A 15,579-nucleotide genomic window follows, 5' to 3' on the forward strand; every position below is an offset into this window, starting at 1 on the left:
TAGTGAACCTAGCTACTCTTGCGTGTCGTCGGCGTTGATGACGAAGATCGTGGCAGTGGCCGCTGCCCGCCTGAATGCATTGCCCCCGAGGCCCATTCCGCCGGCAGAACCGTTACTGGCAGTGGCCACGGCGTGCCCGGCCAGACCGGACGCGGCAATCTCGCCGAACAGCGAGCCCTGTCCTTGCACAGCAAGGGCCGCCGGAGCAGCGGCAAAAGTGGTGGACTGTGGCATGACGGCAGTAACCATCCGGCTTTCCGGAGCCGCCACGGCCCACCCCTGCGGCACCGACATGCCGCCGACTACCCCGGAACGGCCCATGCCCGCGGAAATGCCGGTTCCGCCGGAAGATATCGAACCCACCACCCGCGTCTGTGAACCGAGGTCTCCGCCCAGCGACACCAGCTTGGAGCGATCCCTGTCAAGCCGTTGTCTGGCGCTGTTGACATTCGCCACGTTTTGCGGCACCAGGTAGTTTTCGATGCCCAGCAGATACGGGCTACCCCCAATGCCATACACCGAGCTTGGTCCCAACGGGCCGGTGAGGGCCAGGTCCAATGCTGACAGCAGCGACGGTGTGTCGGCGGCGGCAGTGGGGGTTGTCAGGGCTTGCAGAGATTGCGGAACGGTCAACATCAGTTGCGGCAGAGTCGATTGCGCATTCGAAGCCGCAGAGCCGCCCGCGGCGTGTACAACGGCGGCCTGGGCCGCCATCCCGGCCGGGTTGGCAGTCTGCGGCGGCTGGCTGAATGGAGTCATCTGCGTGGCGGTCGCCGAGGAGCCGGCATAGCCGTACATCGCCGAGGCATCCTGAGCCCACATTTCGGCGTACTCGGCCTCGGTGGCCATGATCGCCGCGGTGTTCTGGCCGAGCAGGTTGGTCGCCACCAAAGCCATCAGCCGGGCACGATTGGACGCAACGATCGCAGGGGGCACCGTCGCTGCAAATGCTGTCTCATAAGCCGATACCGCCGCTCGCGCCTGGCTGGCGGCTTGCTCGGCCTGGGCGGCGGTCGCGCTTATCCACGCCGTATACGGCCCTGCCGCGGCGAGCATCGCGCTTGACGAAGAGCCCTGCCAGCCACTGGCCAGATCCGCAATGGTCGACTCGTACGAGGCGGCCGTCGCGTGCAGCTGGGCGGCCAAACCGTCCCACGCCGCAGCGGCCGTCAGCATCGGACCCGCACCGGGACCGACATACATCCGGCCCGAATTGACCTCGGGCGGCAAAACTCCGAAATCCATTTCTACACCTCATGATTGACTGCGCGGCGACCACGCCAGCAGCAAAATTGCACCGACCGTCGCGCCCATCTTGAATTGATAAGCACGCGCTATCGATTTAGCGCCTTGGCTCCCAGTTCGCCCGATTCGGGCGCTGATACCAAGAGCTGCAACATGATTAGCTCGGTGAGAGCACGATGATCGGTGTGCCGGTGAGGCGAGGTCGGCGGTGTGAAACACGCCAATTCGACAGCCAGCCCGAAAGGCTTGTCAGCCGACCACAGCGATCTTTGGCCGAGAATGCTGTGCCAGCATCTGCGGAGTTGCTGCGCAACACCGATCACTACACAAAAGGCTCAAGCCCGAGCGCTAGGATCCCCGGTTGCGCCAGGGACGATGCCGGCGACGTTGCAGGTAGGACTCGACACTGCGATTGTGACTATTGGCGATGACTTCAATTGCGCGCCAGCTATCTTCGCGCGTCTGCTCAGAGTCGACTGCAGCCAGGCAAGCGCGTACCTGCGCAAGGCAACGGGCGAACAGCGGGGTCGGACTCCGCCGCCGCAGCGCGACACCAGGGGTACTCGCGACAAGCACCGACAGTGAGTTCCCCTCCAGAGACCTCATCGCCATGCTCCTGCTTGCACGGCCCTGTGCCGCAATGAATTCCCCGCTCAGTGAGTAGATGACTAGACCCGATCGTACTTTCGGTTGGGATGCGCTGTCCAGTTTGCGTTCATCGACTGCGCCGTCCGCCGTGCGGTCACGACGGCCGCGTCCGGCACAACCGCCCATCGCTGTCATCCACTCGGGCGGTTTGATTCCCAGACAGCAACGCGTGTCCGACCGACGAAAGCGGCGCACCTGCCGTCCGACGATTAGCACCGTGCCGCTTCGGCCCCCTCGTCGGATAGGCGATTGCCCGATCACCAGCCCATCGAATGCGGGCCGATGTACCCGGAAGCCTCGGCAAGACGTCCGCCAACCCCGCGCTCGGCAACCCATCGGCTCTATACTTATAATGATAAGAAAATAGGTAAAGGCAGGGCGGTGCAGCATGCCGGTGCTCGAACGGCGATTCCCTTTCGCGGAATATCCGAAAGGATGGTTCCAGGTCGCCTACAGCCGCGACGTCGACGAAGGCGACGTGATCGGGTTGCACTACTTCGGGCGGCAACTGATCTGCTACCGCGGCAACTCCGGCACCCCTTACGTCCTGGATGCCTACTGCCCGCACCTGGGCGCCGATATCGGGGTCGGCGGCTCGGTCCGCGACGACTGCGTCGTGTGCCCCTTCCACGGCTGGTCCTTCACCGGTGACGGAACGAACGTCGACATCCCGTACACCAAGCGCCCCAACCCGACCGCCAAGCTACGAAGCTGGCCGACAGTCGAGCGTGCCGGCATCATCTTCGTCTGGCACTCCGCCCACGGCGGCGCACCGGATTGGGAGCTGCCGAAGATACCGGAGAGCGACGACGCCGCCTTTGCCTTTTACGCACCCGAACATGCCCGGTGGACATTCCGCTCACATCCGCAGGAAGTCTTCGAAAACACGGTAGACATAGCGCATTTCGCTACGGTGCACGGCGTCTCGGCGTTCGGCGCACTCGACGTCGAGCAGAATGGGCATCTGTTCCGCGCGGTGGCCGAAGTGAATTTCGTGACACCGCGCGGTCCCGTGTCCGGCGCGGTGGACTCCGAATTGTTCGGCCTGGGTGTCGACGTCGTCCGGCACCGCGGTTTGGGTCGGTCGTGCACCATATTGACCGTGACACCGATCGACGGCGAGAGAGTCGATGCGCGATATACCTTCTTCGTCGCCCTTGACCCGCAGACCGGCGAAATGACCAGGATGGGAATGGGATTCGCTCGCGACTTCTGCAAGCAGATCGAACAGGACATCCCGATCTGGGAGAATAAGATCTACCGCGGCCGACCCAAACTAGCTCCGGGTGAATCAGCGATTACGGAGTTCCGTAGCTGGGCGCAGAATTCGTATGACGCCGAGACTACGCAGTCCGCGCCGCCCCGCTGACCCGCTGCGCACGTACGGCGCGCCGGCGCCGCGTACCCTGCCGACCAGCGGTGTCGACCTGTCCCGGAATGCGCCGCTCATGAACGGGTTTGCGCTGCCGCGTACCCGCCGGCCGACTCCTGGCGGGCTGCCCCGGCGTAACCGAAGCAGCCCCGCGCGGGTAGGTCGGCTGCGCCACCTCGCCTACCAGTGCCTGCACCGGCTCTGAATCGACGGTGACCTGTTGCGGGCGTATGTCGATGCCGGCTTTGCGCATGATCGCCTGGTGGTCCCGCCGCTGTTCGGGCAACACCACCGTGACGACGTCGCCGGCGTTGCCCGCCCGCGCAGTGCGACCGGAGCGGTGCAGATAGGCCTTATGGTCGGCGGGCGGATCCACATGGACGACAAGTTCCACGTCATCGACGTGCACGCCGCGCGCCGCGATGTCGGTGGCGACCAGGACGCGGGCCTCCCCGCTACTGAAAGCCGCGAGGTTGCGGTCACGCGCGGGCTGAGAAAGATTGCCGTGCAAGTCAACTGATGGGACGCCGGCCTGCGTGAGCTGCTTGGCGAGCTTACGGGCCTGATGCTTGGTACGCATGAACAACACTCGACGCCCGGTGCCGGAAGCGAGTCGATGGACAAGTTCTTTCTTGGCCTCGGTACCGGCGACGTGGAACACGTGGTGAGTCATGTCCGGAACCGGCGACTCGGCCGAATCCACGGAGTGCGTCACCGGGTTGCGCAGGAATCGCCGCACCAGTTTGTCGACGCCGTTATCCAGGGTCGCGGAGAACAGCATGCGGTGACCGCCCGCCGGTGTGGCGGCCAGGATGCGGGTCACCGACGGCAGGAAGCCCAGGTCGGCCATGTGGTCGGCCTCATCGAGCACCGTCACCCGGATTGTGTCCAGGCTGAGGAGGCGCTGCTTCATCAGATCCTCTAATCGGCCCGGACACGCAACGACGATGTCCACTCCGGCCTTGAGTGCCGCTGCCTGGCGGCCCTGCGGCACGCCGCCGAAGATCGTGGTGACCTTCAGGGCATGGACGGCCGCCAGCGGCTGCAGTACACCGGCGATCTGGGTGGCCAATTCACGGGTGGGTGCCAGAATCAATCCGATCGGGCCCGACGACCGCCGGGTCCCCGCCAGCCGCTCGACGAGCGGAATGCAGAAGGCCAGTGTCTTTCCGCTGCCGGTCTTGCCGCGACCGAGAGCGTCCCGCCCAGCCAACGTATCGGGCAGGGTCGCGACCTGGATCGGGAAGGGCGTGTCGATGCCGCGGGCGGCAAGCTCGCGAACGGTCCTTTCGCCGACGCCGAGTTCGGCAAAAGAAGGTGTGGTCATGGTTGAGATGCTTTCAGGTCTGGATGCGCCAATCGTGGCGCAGCTTGGCGAGATTGCCGGCGGGCAAAATCGATCGCCGCAAGAGAGCCGATGCGGGTGCATGGACATCTACGTTCAAGGCTTCGGAGGCCTGCGAGAGAACGGTGTACGCGGAGGCGATTGTCACGCGTAACGCTTGTTGCCGACCCTACCACGAGGTTGACGGGCATCCCGAATCGCCCGCGCGGCATCCCGTTCAGACACGCGCCAATTCGGCAACCTCGTCCCGCACTTCTTTGCGGTAGCCGCGGCTGTGCAACAGGTTGGCGGCCGCCAGCGCTGCACACATTGCGGCCGGAACCACCAGCGCGTAACCGCCAATCTGAGCGCCGACTAGCAGCCCAGCGATGCCGCCACAGAGGAAGAGCAACAGCGTGACCAAAAGGATTGCGGCCTTCCACTTCTCGATCCCGTGCTCGCGACTGCGGCCGAGCATGAGTCCGAGATCGGTGACAGTGCCGGTGAAGTGGGTGGTGCGGACCGCCATCCCCCGGAAGCTCGACGTCAGCGCATTCTGCAGCCCGAGGGCGGCGGCAGCGAAAAGCGCCTGCACCGCAGTTACTTCGATCCCAAAGGTCGCAAGTTGCGCCGCTACGAATGGTTCCGTCAGGCCCAGTGCGGCAAGCAACAACAGCCCGGCTTCGAGCGTCAGAACCACGGCGTGCCGACGACCTGTCACGACACCGGTGGGCGCAAGCAACGCCCCGGCCATCGTCGCGCCCGCCAGAAATCCGACGAGGATCGCAACCAGCATGTGACCTTCGTACAACCACGGGTTGGCCGTGTTCATCCCGATCTGGGTGGTTACAGCGGTGAGATTGCCGACCGGGAAGGCCAGAATCAGCAGCGCGACAGCGTTGACGAAGCCCGCGCTCAGCGCGAGTACCGCGCTAAAGCCGAGCATCATCACACGAGATTCGGGCCCGTACTCCCGGGCCGGATTGGGCTGCGGCATAGTTTCGGTTTTACCCGCCGCTCACCGCGGGAAAAACCTCGACGACGTGGTCACAATAGCCGCAAAACGGCGAAATCTGCTGCGCAGGAAGGGCTCTCGTCAAGTCTAGGAGTTTTATTTGAAGTCCGGCTGATCAGGCGGCTTGTGCTTTCTGCCGCGGCCTGGCGAAGATCGCCCTTCTGATCGCCGTGGGCTGCATCGCCTGAGCCGCTTTGCGCGGGAAATCGTTGGGCAGCGACAGGCGGAACACCTTCTTCCAGGCCGATGTGACCTGGCGCGGAAGGCTGCCGGTGGTGTAGGTGAGCCCATACCGCTCGAAGAGTTCCTGTACTTTCGGCGCGATCTCCTGGTATCGGTTGCTGGGCAGGTCCGGGTAAAGGTGATGCTCGATCTGGAACGACAAGTTGCCCGTCATGAAGTGCATAAGCGCGCTTCCGCTGATATTGGCCGAACCGAGCATCTGCCGCAGGTACCACTGTCCGCGGGTCTCGCCCTCGATCGAGGTCTTCTCGTAGGTCTGCACTCCCTCGGGGAAATGCCCGCACATGATCACCGAGTGGGTCCACCAGTTGCGTACCAGGTTAGCGGTCAGATTCGCCGTCACGGTCGTGACCGCCGAGGGCCCCGAGAGCAATGGGTGCAGTACGTAGTCGCGCATCACGTGCTTGCGCACCTTGGCCAGGACCTTGGCGCCCTGGCGGCGGAATTCCTCCTTGTCGCTTCGCCCCTGCAGGTACTTGCCGATCTCGAGATCGTATGCGGCGATACCGTATTGAAACAGGCAGGCGTTGATCAAGTTCCACAACGGCTGAGCCAAGTAGAACGGCTTCCAGCGTTGGTTCTCATCGACTCGCATGATGCCGTAGCCCAGATCATGGTCTTTGCCAAGCACATTGGTGTAAGTGTGGTGTACCTCGTTGTGCGAGTGCTTCCACATCTGCGCCGGGGAGGCGTTGTCCCACTCCCAACTGGTGGAGTGGATCTTGGGATCGCGCATCCAGTCCCACTGGCCGTGCATCACGTTGTGCCCGATCTCCATGTTCTCCACGATCTTGGAGACGGACAGGCCGGCGGTGCCCAGCAGCCACGCGGGAGGGAACAGCGAGAACAGGAGCACTGCGCGGCTGGCGAGTTCAAGCCTGCGTTGGCCGTCGATGACTCGACGGATGTAGGCGGCATCCCGCTCGCCGCGGCTGGCCAGCACATTCTCACGAATCGCATCGAGTTCGCGACCCAAGTTTTCGATGTCTTCATCGGATAGGTGTGCGGTCGGATCCGCTTGGGCGACAGTCATGTTGGCTCCTTTAGAGGTCAATCTCGCAAGCACCTGCGGCTGCCGACACGCAGGTCTGGATTTGCACGTTGTCCCCGGCAATGGTCACCTCGCCGTTGCGCAGGTCTCGCACCGCGCCCTGCTTCAAAGGCGCGACGCAGCCGAAGCAGATACCCATCCGGCATCCCGACGGCATCAGCACTCCGGCGGACTCACCGGCGTCGAGCAGGGTTCGGGTCCCCTCGACATCGACCGCGCTACCGCTTTTCGAGAAAGTCACGGTGCCGCCCTCGCCCGTGTTGATGACGGTGGGCCGAAAGCGTTCGATGTGCAGCCGGTCGGGGATTCCATCTGCGGCCCAACGCTGCTCGAGGGCATCCAGCAGTCCGGCCGGGCCACACGCCCAGGTTTGGCGTTCGGCGAAATCATGGACGATCTCGTTCAGGCGCGCCACGTCGAGCAGACCGTCGGAATCGGTGTGCTTCTCCACCAAGCGAATTCGACCCTGACGGGCGAGCATGCGCAGGTCCCAGCCGAAGATGGTGTCGTCAGCAGTCGGCGAGGAATGCACGACCACGATGTCTGGGTTACCGATGCCGCTCATGTTGCGCAGCATCCCCATCACCGGGGTGATGCCGCTTCCGGCGGTCAGGAACAAGATCTTGGCCGGCACCTGGTCGCCGTGTGCGCCGAGGGTGAAGTCGCCGGTGGCCTGGTCAAGTTGAATGACGGTGCCAACGGTGGCACGTCGGACCAGGTGGTTGCTCACCACGCCACCGGAGATCGCCTTGACGGTGATCGCGAAGCAGCCGTCGCGCCGGTGGGTCTTGGAGGTCAGCGAGTAGGCCCGCCATTGCCGCACGCCGTCGACATCCACGCCGACCCGGACGTACTGGCCGGGGATGTGGGGGCGCCAGCCACGGCCGGGCTTGATCAGCAGGGTGGCGGCGTCACGCGTTTCCGGGTTGATCGCCACGATGCGCCCGCGCAGGCTCGCACCGGAGCGAAGTGGGTCAATCACGTCGAGGTAGTCGGCGGGAACCAGTGGGGTCGCTAGCGGTACAGCCACCCGCTCGGCAAACTTCAGCACACGCTGACGCATCGCGCCGATGAGAGTGGGCCCCGGTTCCAGTCGGGGTGCTGTGGTGGTCATGCCATCAATAGTGGGCCGCTCTGTGGTGTAAATTCTTGGCTGTATGACGTGAAGTTTTGCCAAGTTTTTGTTCGATTGGAATAGTCTTGACGTATCCATCCACGCGTCTAGCCGGTCTGCAACTGGACGAACCCGTGGTCAGAGCGCTGGAGGCGATCCTGCCGGCGATGGCTGAGCGGACTGTGACAGCCATCACCATCGAGGTGCCCAGTTACGCTGACGCGTTCAGCGGGGACATGGGCCAGAACATCGAGAACGCCGTGCAGACGTCGCTGGGCGTCTTCCTGCGCCTGGCCACCCGCGCTGAGGATTCCGACCCTGGCCCGCCGCTGTCACCCGCTCTCGACGGTGCCTACGAACTCGGCCGCGGCGAGGCCCGCCAGGGGCGATCCATCGACGCGCTGCTCTCGGCGTACCGGGTGGGCGCACGGGTGGCGTGGCGCGAGCTGTCGACGACCGTGGTGGCAGCGGAACTCCCTGCGGCCACCGTGGCCCGGTTCGCCGAGCTGGTGTTCGCCTACATCGACCAATTGTCGGCGGCCAGCGTGTCCGGCCATGCCGACGAGCTGGCCACCTCGGGGCGGGTCCGCCAGCGCTACCTCGATCGGCTCGCCCAGCACCTATTGGCCGGCGAGCCCGCAGCCACCCTGCACGCCGATGCCGACAAAGCTGGCTGGCAACCACCGGAGACCTTGACCGCGGTTCTGTTGCCGCAGGCCCAAACACGCGGCTTAGCAGCACAATTCGGTCAGGCGACACTGCAGCTGTCCGAAGACCTGCCCGCCGTCGACCCGGCGCAGGGGCTTTCGGTGCTGCTGGTATCGGATGTGGCCGGAAGTCAACGGCGTCAACTGATTTCAACCCTGCCCCGCAGGCAGGCAGTGGTGGGCCCGGCGCGACCTTGGACGGCCGTTCGCTCGTCCTACCTCCGCGCGCTACGGGCACGCGAACTGGTGCAGACCGAAGGCATCGAAGCCCTAGACACCGACGACCATCTGGCCGAACTAGTACTCGGGGCCGATCGCGAGGCCGCCGACGACCTGCGGACCCGCACGTTGGCGCCGCTGGCCGCACTCTCGCCCAACACTGCCGAGCGGCTCACCGAGACACTGCGGTCATGGGTGCTGCACCAAGGTCGGCGCGACGCCATAGCCGCCGATCTGTTCGTTCACCCCCAGACCGTGCGCTACCGGATGACCCAGCTGCGCGAGCTGTACGGCGACCGGCTTAGCGATCCGCGGACCGTGCTTGAGCTGACGATTACGCTCGGTCTCGATGCCGAACACACCGTCTTACCCTAAACCGTTGTGGTGGAACATATTTCCAATCGGCGCGGGTCAAGAACCAGCCGCGTACTCCCTGGCCCTGTCCAGAAAGCCGAAACTGGGCTAGGGTTGATGCAACAAGTTGAAGCCACAGCCTGTGGACACGCCAAATAGCACGTCTGATGACAATCCGCTTCCATCAGGACTATGACGGATGCAGCATTCAATTGATCTGACTGCGGCGTATCGAAACCTCTTGCAGCAACGATCGAATCGAGATCCGAGGATGATCACTTCGCGCTACCCAGAATCCGCACTTCGCGGCTTCACTTCACACTCCGGCCCCTGCACGGTCTACTGCAACGGCACGCAGATGCGGGCACACTGTCGGCACGACGTCACGGTCGTCCAAGTAACTGGAGAGATCGACGCCACCAACATCGATCGCGTCTACCACTACGCCCATCGGTTCGTCGGCGTCGCGCCCGGCCTCATCCTCGATCTCAGCGAGGTTGACTTCATGTCCGCCAAGGGCATTTTCGCGCTGTACGCGCTCACCCACGAATGCCGCACCGCGGGAACCGACTGGATCGTGGTCACCAGCCCGGCCATCTCGCGGCTGCTGCGCATCGGGGACCCCAGCCGGGTGATCCCCACCACCGACTCGGAGCACCAGGCCTTGGTTGCCGTCTCGGGCCACCAGCAAACGAGCAAATCCGCCTCCTGACGCCGTTCGCCAACCCGCACAGGCCGGCGTCGCCGGCGGCAGATCTGTTCCAACATGTTTGTCATCGGCCGCAGATGGTAATGATCAACCGGAGGTGGGCGTATCGGCCGGCCTATATGCCCACCGAGGTCCCGTCGGTTCAGCCCGAGAGCCGACGGGACCGCTTTAATTTGTGGGGTGGATCACCGGCCTCGCTCCCATCGCCGGGATAACGGTGCCGACCTCGGAGTACCGTGCCGCTTATGGACAGCGTGTGGATTCTGGGCGGGTACCAGAGCGACTTCGCCCGCAATCTGAGCCGTGAGCAGCGGGACTTCGCCGCCTTGACCGCGGAGGTTGTGGACGGCACGCTGACCGCGGCCCGGGTCAACGCCGCCGAGGTCGAGGTGGTGCACGTCGGGAATGCCTTTGGGGAGATGTTCGCCGCCCAGGGTCACCTCGGCGCTATGCCGGCCACGGTGTGCAACGACCTGTGGGACACCCCGGCCTCGCGGCACGAGGCCGCCTGCGCCTCGGGAAGCATCGCCGCACTATCAGCAATGGCCGACCTGCGCTCGGGGTCCTACGACTGCGCGCTGGTCGTCGGGGCGGAACTAGAGAAGACCGTGTCCGGCGACACCGCCGCCCAGTATCTAGGCGCAGCCGCCTGGGCGGGGCATGAAGGCGCCGAGGCGCACTATCTGTGGCCGTCGATGTTCGCCCAGGTCGCCGACGAGTACGACCGGCGCTACGGTCTGGACGACATTCATCTGCGGGCCATCGCTGGTCTCAACTTCGCCAGCGCGCGCCGCAACCCCAACGCCCAGACCCGCGGCTGGTCGGTGCCGGACCCGATCACCGACGACGACGCGACTAACCCGATCACCGAGGGCCGGTTACGGCGCTTCGACTGCAGCCAGATGACCGACGGCGGCGCCGGCGTGGTGTTGGTCAACGACGCCTACCTGCGTGCCCACCCGTCGGCGCGACCCGCCGGCCGGATCGACGGGTGGGGGCATCGCACCGTCGGGCTGGGGTTGCGCCAGAAATTGGACCGATATGCCGACGACCCTTATGTGCTGCCGCACGTACGAGCCGCCGTTCGCGACGCGCTGCGCCGCGCGCAGTCGACCCTCGACGACCTGGACGGATTCGAGGTGCACGACTGCTTTACCCCCAGCGAATACCTGGCGATCGACCACATCGGGCTGACCGGGCCCGGCGAATCGTGGAAGGCGATCGAGAACGGGGAGATCGAGATCGGTGGCCGGCTGCCGATCAACCCCAGCGGTGGCTTGATCGGCGGCGGGCATCCCGTCGGGGCTTCCGGGGTGCGGATGCTGCTGGACGCGGTCAAGCAGGTCAGCGGCGCGGCTGGTGACTACCAAGTCGAAGGCGCACAGAAGTTCGGCACCCTCAATTTCGGGGGGAGTACGGCCACCACGGTCAGTTTCGTTGTCAGCAAAGGCATTTGATAATGGATGTGCAGATTGTCGGCAAATACCTGTCCACGCTGCCCGAGGACGACGACCATCCTTACCGTACCGGTCCCTGGCGACCGCAGACGACCGAGTGGGATGCCGACGACCTGAGGATCGTAGAAGGCGACATCCCGGCCGACCTGGACGGCGTCTACCTGCGCAACACCGAGAACCCGCTGCACCCGGCGTTCAAGACCTACCATCCCTTCGACGGTGACGGCATGGTGCACGTCGTGGGTTTCCGGGACGGAAAGGCGTTCTACCGCAACCGGTTTGTCCAAACCGACGGCTTTCTGGCGGAGAACGAAGCCGGCGGCCCGCTGTGGCCCGGACTTGCCGAGCCTGTGCAGTTCGCGAAGCGTGAAACAGGCTGGGGTGCACGCGAATTGATGAAGGATGCGTCCAGCACCGATGTCGTCGTGCACCGCGGGATCGCATTGACCAGCTTCTACCAGTGCGGCGACCTCTACCGGGTGGATCCGTATTCAGGCAACACGCTGGGCAAGGAGAGCTGGAACGGCGGGTTCCCCAGCGACTGGGGTGTGTCGGCCCATCCCAAGGTGGACAACGAGACCGGCGAATTGCTGTTCTTCAACTACAGCAAGCAGGACCCGTATATGCGTTACGGCGTAGTGGATGCGAACAACGATCTGGCCCACTATGTCGACATCCCGCTGCCCGGGCCGCGACTGCCGCACGACATGGCGTTCACCGACAACTACGCGATTCTCAACGACTTTCCGTTGTTCTGGGACCCTGGCCTGCTCGAGCAGCGGGTTCACCTGCCGCGCTACTACCCGGACATGCCGTCGCGGTTCGCGGTGATTCCGCGCCGCGGCGGTACCTGCGATATCCGCTGGTTCGAAGCGGATCCGACGTTCGTGCTGCACTTCACCAACGCGTATGAGGACGGCGACGAGATCGTGTTGGACGGTTTCTTCGAAGGCGCCCCGCAGCCTCTGGACAGCGGTGCAGCTAGCACCGGCAAGTGGGACAAGCTGTTTCGTTTCCTTGCGCTGGATCGTCTGCAGGCCAGGCTGCACCGCTGGCGGTTCAACATGGCGACCGGAGCGGTGCGCGAAGAGCAGCTGTCGGACTCGATCACCGAGTTCGGCATGATCAACGCCGACTACGCGACCAGCAACTACCGCTACGTGTATGCCGCGTCCGGCAAGCCGGGCTGGTTCCTGTTCGACGGGCTGGTCAAGCACGATCTGACTACCGGCGGCGAGGAACGCTTCTCGTTCGGCGACGGGGTGTACGGCAGCGAGACCGCGATGGCGCCACGCCTCGGTGGCGCGGGCGAGGACGACGGCTACCTAGTCACGCTCGTCACGGACATGAACGCCGACGCGTCCTACTGCTTGGTCTTCGACGCCGCCCGGGTTGCAGACGGCCCGGTGTGCAAACTTGCGCTGCCCGAACGTGTTTCCAGCGGTACGCATTCGACGTGGGTAGCCGGTCGGGAGCTGCGTAAGTGGGATCACGCGGAAACGGCGGCTGGTGCGGTGGGGCTGTGAACGCCAAGCGGGACACCCATTGGCCTGCCCACCTGGCGTCGATCGGCGGCATCCGATTCGCCCGTCACTCGGCGAACTTTGCCGAGACGGTGCGGTTCTACCGCGAGCTGGTGGGCCTGCCTCTGCATGAGACGTTCAGTCATAGCTACGGCAGTAACGGCGCGATCTTCGGTCTGCCCAACTGGAACCTGACGATGGAGATCATCGAGGCAGCTGAGGGTGTGCCGGTAGATCCCCGCGAGCAGATATGCCTGTATTTCCCGGACTCACGGACCCGAGACGCCGCCGTCGCACGCCTGCAGGCGGCAGGGCAACTGCCGGTTGAGCAGCATTCGTATTGGGCAGCTACGGGCGCGCTCACCTACCGCGATCCGGATGGCTCAGAGGTCGTGTTCGCACCGTTCATCTACGGGGTCAACGAACCGGGCGACAGCTCGGCGTCGGGTCGGCACGACTTTCCGTAGACCCTAGTCGGGTCAGCGCCGTCCACCGCCGAGGATAGCTTCGGCAAACGCCCACAACGCGCACAACACCGCGGCACCCGCGGCCACCGCACCTACGTAGAGCCCATATTCCGGCTTTACCTGCGCGCCGACGTTGCGCTGGTAGTACAGCAAAAGCGTGCCCACGACGAGTAGCGAAATGATCAGTGCGGCAACCGAAGCCACGCGCCCTGAGAGTCCGCGTCCCACCATCGCACCGGCCACCAGCAACGCCGAGGCTAGCAATACGATCAGTTGACCAGCCCCGAATCCGCGGGTGTGCGGCAGGCTGCCATGGACGCCCCCGATCGCGTTGGCCCAGCCGCCCTTCGACGTCAGCCACGGCATCCAGGTGCTGGCCGACAGCACTACCGCGCACAACGCAATCAGCCAACCTGGACGGGGACGGCGACTCATGGTTGCGAGGTTAACCGGTCGCGTCCGCCGAGCCGTGCGTAACGCTGATCGCGCCCGGTGTCGCGTCAAATTCACATAGCGGCTGCCGGTAAGGCTAGGCGCGGCTCGCGGGGCTTTCTCAGCCTTCCGGCACCTGCAAGGACGACAGGTTGAAGGCCGCTCCGGTGGGGTCGGCCGCCGCAGCGAGGCGTCCATAAGGGGTGTCCTCGGCGTCACGCAGCACGGCGCCGCCGTTGTCGACGATCACCCCCAGCGTCTTGTCGACATCCTCGGCCCCGAAGAAAATGCTCCACTGCGAGGGAACCTCGGCCGACAGGAACGCGGCGCCGTCCATCACACCGAGCAACTGCTGATCCCCGAACCACGCAGTGGTGTAGCGGAATTCGTCGGTATCGGAGACGGACTCGGTGCGCCACCCGAACACCTGGCGGTAAAAGTCGACGGCAGCGCGATAGTCGCGGGTGGTTAGCTGATGCCAGACGGGCGCCCCAGCCTCCCCGATCACTTCGAAGCCGCGGTGCTCCAACGGCTGCCACAAGCCCAAGGACGCGCCCGAAGCATCGGTCGCTGTCGCCATGAAGCCCTTCGCCGGCACTTCCATGGGTGGCAGGCAAACCGTGCCACCCGCCGCCGGCACGGCGGAAACGGTCGCGTTGATATCGGCGGTGTGAAAGTAGGTCGTCCAGCTGTCCGGGCTTTCCCACTCCGGGTTGGTGGCCATCAGACCGGCGACCCTATGGCCGTCCCTGGCAGCGCTGACGTAGCCGCCGTAGTCGGGTCCGGCCGACTCGAACGTCCAACCGAAGACGGTGCCGTAGAAGTCTTGGGCGCGGTCAACGTCAGACGTGGTGAGGTCGATCCAGCAGGGTGCGCCGAGTGGGGCGCCATCACGAGTGGGCACAGGGATCTCCTAAGGTCGGTCGGTTCGTAGGTATCGACTCGTGTCGATCGAAAAACTCATCGCCGCCGACGGCCCTGGTCAGCGATGCAGGACGCTGTCGCCGATCGTGCCGGGATCGGGGCGGACAAACACCCTGACGAAGTTCTGCAGCGACTCGCGGATATCGCTGCGCAGCGCGGCGGCCACCACCATCCCGATGGGACCGAACAGCGCCGGCCCGCCGAGGTGGACGTCGAAGCCGACCACCGATCCGTCGTCCTTGGGCGACACCTTGGCGATCAGCTTCACCTTCACCCCGCCGACTCCGTCGCCGTTGAGGGTCATGCCCTCCGGCGGCTTGTACCGAACGATCGTCCACTTAATGCGGTTCGTCATGCCCTTGACCTCGACATAGGACTCCAGCACCGTGCCCTTCTCGATGACGTCGGGCAAAGTGCTGCGCCAGACCTTGTGGATGGTCAGCCACTCCTTGTACCGGGTCAGATCCGAGGCGTGCTGCCAGGCCTTTTCCGGCGGCAATGGGACGTCGATAGCTCCAGACAGTTTGGCCATGCCCGGCTACCCCTGCTGGTCGCCCGGTGCGGCGACCTTCTTGGCTTCCTCCTGCACCTTGTGGATGGCGTCGGAGTATTTATGCTGCGTCTTCTCGTCGACGAATTCGCCGGCCTTATTGATCGCCGTCTCGACCTTGTCAGAGTTCTGCGCCAGCAGGTCTTTGGCCTTATTCAGAAAGCCCATGGCAGTGTTCCTTTCCCCAGCGGCTCCTCCCCCGGGAGCCCCGATTCGCTGGTAAAC

General features: G+C 64.6%; 15 protein-coding genes. 6 read left to right on the forward strand and 9 right to left on the reverse strand.

What is annotated here, in order from left to right; all coding sequences use genetic code 11:
* Positions 1-12: 12 nt before the first annotated feature.
* Entirely contained in the window at positions 13-1,245 is a 1,233-nt protein-coding gene (locus tag H0P51_RS23625; RefSeq protein WP_180915250.1) for a PPE family protein, read from the reverse strand.
* Between the two features lie 1,036 nt (positions 1,246-2,281).
* Here H0P51_RS23625 and H0P51_RS23630 point away from each other — a divergent pair.
* On the forward strand, positions 2,282-3,262 hold the full coding sequence (locus tag H0P51_RS23630; protein ID WP_180915251.1) for a Rieske 2Fe-2S domain-containing protein: 981 nt from the start codon (positions 2,282-2,284) through the stop codon (positions 3,260-3,262).
* Here H0P51_RS23630 and H0P51_RS23635 read toward each other — a convergent pair.
* The 4 genes from H0P51_RS23635 to H0P51_RS23650 form a co-directional block, all read right to left on the reverse strand.
* Entirely contained in the window at positions 3,237-4,592 is a 1,356-nt protein-coding gene (locus H0P51_RS23635) for a DEAD/DEAH box helicase (RefSeq protein WP_180915252.1), read from the reverse strand. The two genes, H0P51_RS23630 and H0P51_RS23635, sit on opposite strands and share 26 nt — an antisense overlap.
* Positions 4,593-4,827: 235 nt before the next feature.
* Entirely contained in the window at positions 4,828-5,586 is a 759-nt protein-coding gene (locus H0P51_RS23640) for a YoaK family protein (protein ID WP_246398178.1), read from the reverse strand.
* Between the two features lie 133 nt (positions 5,587-5,719).
* Entirely contained in the window at positions 5,720-6,880 is a 1,161-nt protein-coding gene (locus H0P51_RS23645) for a fatty acid desaturase family protein (RefSeq protein WP_180915253.1), read from the reverse strand.
* 10 nt (positions 6,881-6,890) lie between these two features.
* Positions 6,891-8,012 carry a ferredoxin reductase gene (locus H0P51_RS23650; protein ID WP_180915254.1) on the reverse strand — a complete coding sequence of 374 codons (1,122 nt, stop codon included), beginning with the start codon at positions 8,010-8,012 and terminating at the stop codon, positions 6,891-6,893.
* 86 nt (positions 8,013-8,098) lie between these two features.
* Here H0P51_RS23650 and H0P51_RS23655 point away from each other — a divergent pair, with 86 nt between their 5' ends.
* The 5 genes from H0P51_RS23655 (at position 8,099) to H0P51_RS23675 (ending at position 13,448) form a co-directional block, all read left to right on the forward strand.
* Positions 8,099-9,313: a PucR family transcriptional regulator gene (locus H0P51_RS23655; RefSeq protein ID WP_246398179.1), complete on the forward strand. Its 1,215-nt coding sequence runs from the start codon at positions 8,099-8,101 to the stop codon at positions 9,311-9,313.
* 250 nt (positions 9,314-9,563) lie between these two features.
* Positions 9,564-10,004: an STAS domain-containing protein gene (locus H0P51_RS23660; protein ID WP_180915255.1), complete on the forward strand. Its 441-nt coding sequence runs from the start codon at positions 9,564-9,566 to the stop codon at positions 10,002-10,004.
* Between the two features lie 242 nt (positions 10,005-10,246).
* Entirely contained in the window at positions 10,247-11,458 is a 1,212-nt protein-coding gene (locus H0P51_RS23665; RefSeq protein WP_180915256.1) for an acetyl-CoA acetyltransferase, read from the forward strand.
* A 2-nt stretch (positions 11,459-11,460) separates the two neighbouring features.
* Positions 11,461-12,984: a carotenoid oxygenase family protein gene (locus tag H0P51_RS23670; RefSeq protein WP_180915257.1), complete on the forward strand. Its 1,524-nt coding sequence runs from the start codon at positions 11,461-11,463 to the stop codon at positions 12,982-12,984.
* Positions 12,981-13,448, forward strand: a complete 468-nt coding sequence (locus H0P51_RS23675; RefSeq protein WP_180915258.1) for a VOC family protein — start codon at positions 12,981-12,983, stop codon at positions 13,446-13,448. The genes H0P51_RS23670 and H0P51_RS23675 overlap by 4 nt, the downstream gene beginning before the upstream one ends.
* Before the next feature lie 12 nt (positions 13,449-13,460).
* Here the strand turns inward: H0P51_RS23675 and H0P51_RS23680 are convergent, their stop codons facing one another.
* The 4 genes from H0P51_RS23680 to H0P51_RS23695 form a co-directional block, all read right to left on the reverse strand.
* On the reverse strand, positions 13,461-13,883 hold the full coding sequence (locus tag H0P51_RS23680) for a hypothetical protein (protein ID WP_180915259.1): 423 nt from the start codon (positions 13,881-13,883) through the stop codon (positions 13,461-13,463).
* A 118-nt stretch (positions 13,884-14,001) separates the two neighbouring features.
* Complete coding sequence (locus H0P51_RS23685) at positions 14,002-14,784, reverse strand: VOC family protein (RefSeq protein WP_180915260.1); 783 nt, start codon at positions 14,782-14,784, stop codon at positions 14,002-14,004.
* Positions 14,785-14,862: 78 nt separating this feature from the next.
* Positions 14,863-15,336 carry a type II toxin-antitoxin system Rv0910 family toxin gene (locus H0P51_RS23690; RefSeq protein WP_180915261.1) on the reverse strand — a complete coding sequence of 158 codons (474 nt, stop codon included), beginning with the start codon at positions 15,334-15,336 and terminating at the stop codon, positions 14,863-14,865.
* Positions 15,337-15,342: 6 nt separating this feature from the next.
* Positions 15,343-15,522: an antitoxin gene (locus H0P51_RS23695; protein ID WP_180915262.1), complete on the reverse strand. Its 180-nt coding sequence runs from the start codon at positions 15,520-15,522 to the stop codon at positions 15,343-15,345.
* Positions 15,523-15,579: the final 57 nt, after the last annotated feature.

The organism is Mycobacterium vicinigordonae, from assembly GCF_013466425.1.
Taxonomy (GTDB): domain Bacteria; phylum Actinomycetota; class Actinomycetes; order Mycobacteriales; family Mycobacteriaceae; genus Mycobacterium; species Mycobacterium vicinigordonae.

Coding starts and splice junctions, on each gene's coding strand:
- H0P51_RS23635 (WP_180915252.1), bottom strand. CDS start 4,592: ATGACCACACCTTCTTTTGCCGAACTCGGCGTCGGCGAAAGGACCGTT.
- H0P51_RS23650 (WP_180915254.1), bottom strand. CDS start 8,012: ATGACCACCACAGCACCCCGACTGGAACCGGGGCCCACTCTCATCGGC.
- H0P51_RS23695 (WP_180915262.1), bottom strand. CDS start 15,522: ATGGGCTTTCTGAATAAGGCCAAAGACCTGCTGGCGCAGAACTCTGAC.
- H0P51_RS23665 (WP_180915256.1), top strand. CDS start 10,247: ATGGACAGCGTGTGGATTCTGGGCGGGTACCAGAGCGACTTCGCCCGC.
- H0P51_RS23680 (WP_180915259.1), bottom strand. CDS start 13,883: ATGAGTCGCCGTCCCCGTCCAGGTTGGCTGATTGCGTTGTGCGCGGTA.
- H0P51_RS23660 (WP_180915255.1), top strand. CDS start 9,564: ATGATCACTTCGCGCTACCCAGAATCCGCACTTCGCGGCTTCACTTCA.
- H0P51_RS23625 (WP_180915250.1), bottom strand. CDS start 1,245: ATGGATTTCGGAGTTTTGCCGCCCGAGGTCAATTCGGGCCGGATGTAT.
- H0P51_RS23640 (WP_246398178.1), bottom strand. CDS start 5,586: ATGCCGCAGCCCAATCCGGCCCGGGAGTACGGGCCCGAATCTCGTGTG.
- H0P51_RS23645 (WP_180915253.1), bottom strand. CDS start 6,880: ATGACTGTCGCCCAAGCGGATCCGACCGCACACCTATCCGATGAAGAC.
- H0P51_RS23670 (WP_180915257.1), top strand. CDS start 11,461: ATGGATGTGCAGATTGTCGGCAAATACCTGTCCACGCTGCCCGAGGAC.
- H0P51_RS23690 (WP_180915261.1), bottom strand. CDS start 15,336: ATGGCCAAACTGTCTGGAGCTATCGACGTCCCATTGCCGCCGGAAAAG.
- H0P51_RS23630 (WP_180915251.1), top strand. CDS start 2,282: ATGCCGGTGCTCGAACGGCGATTCCCTTTCGCGGAATATCCGAAAGGA.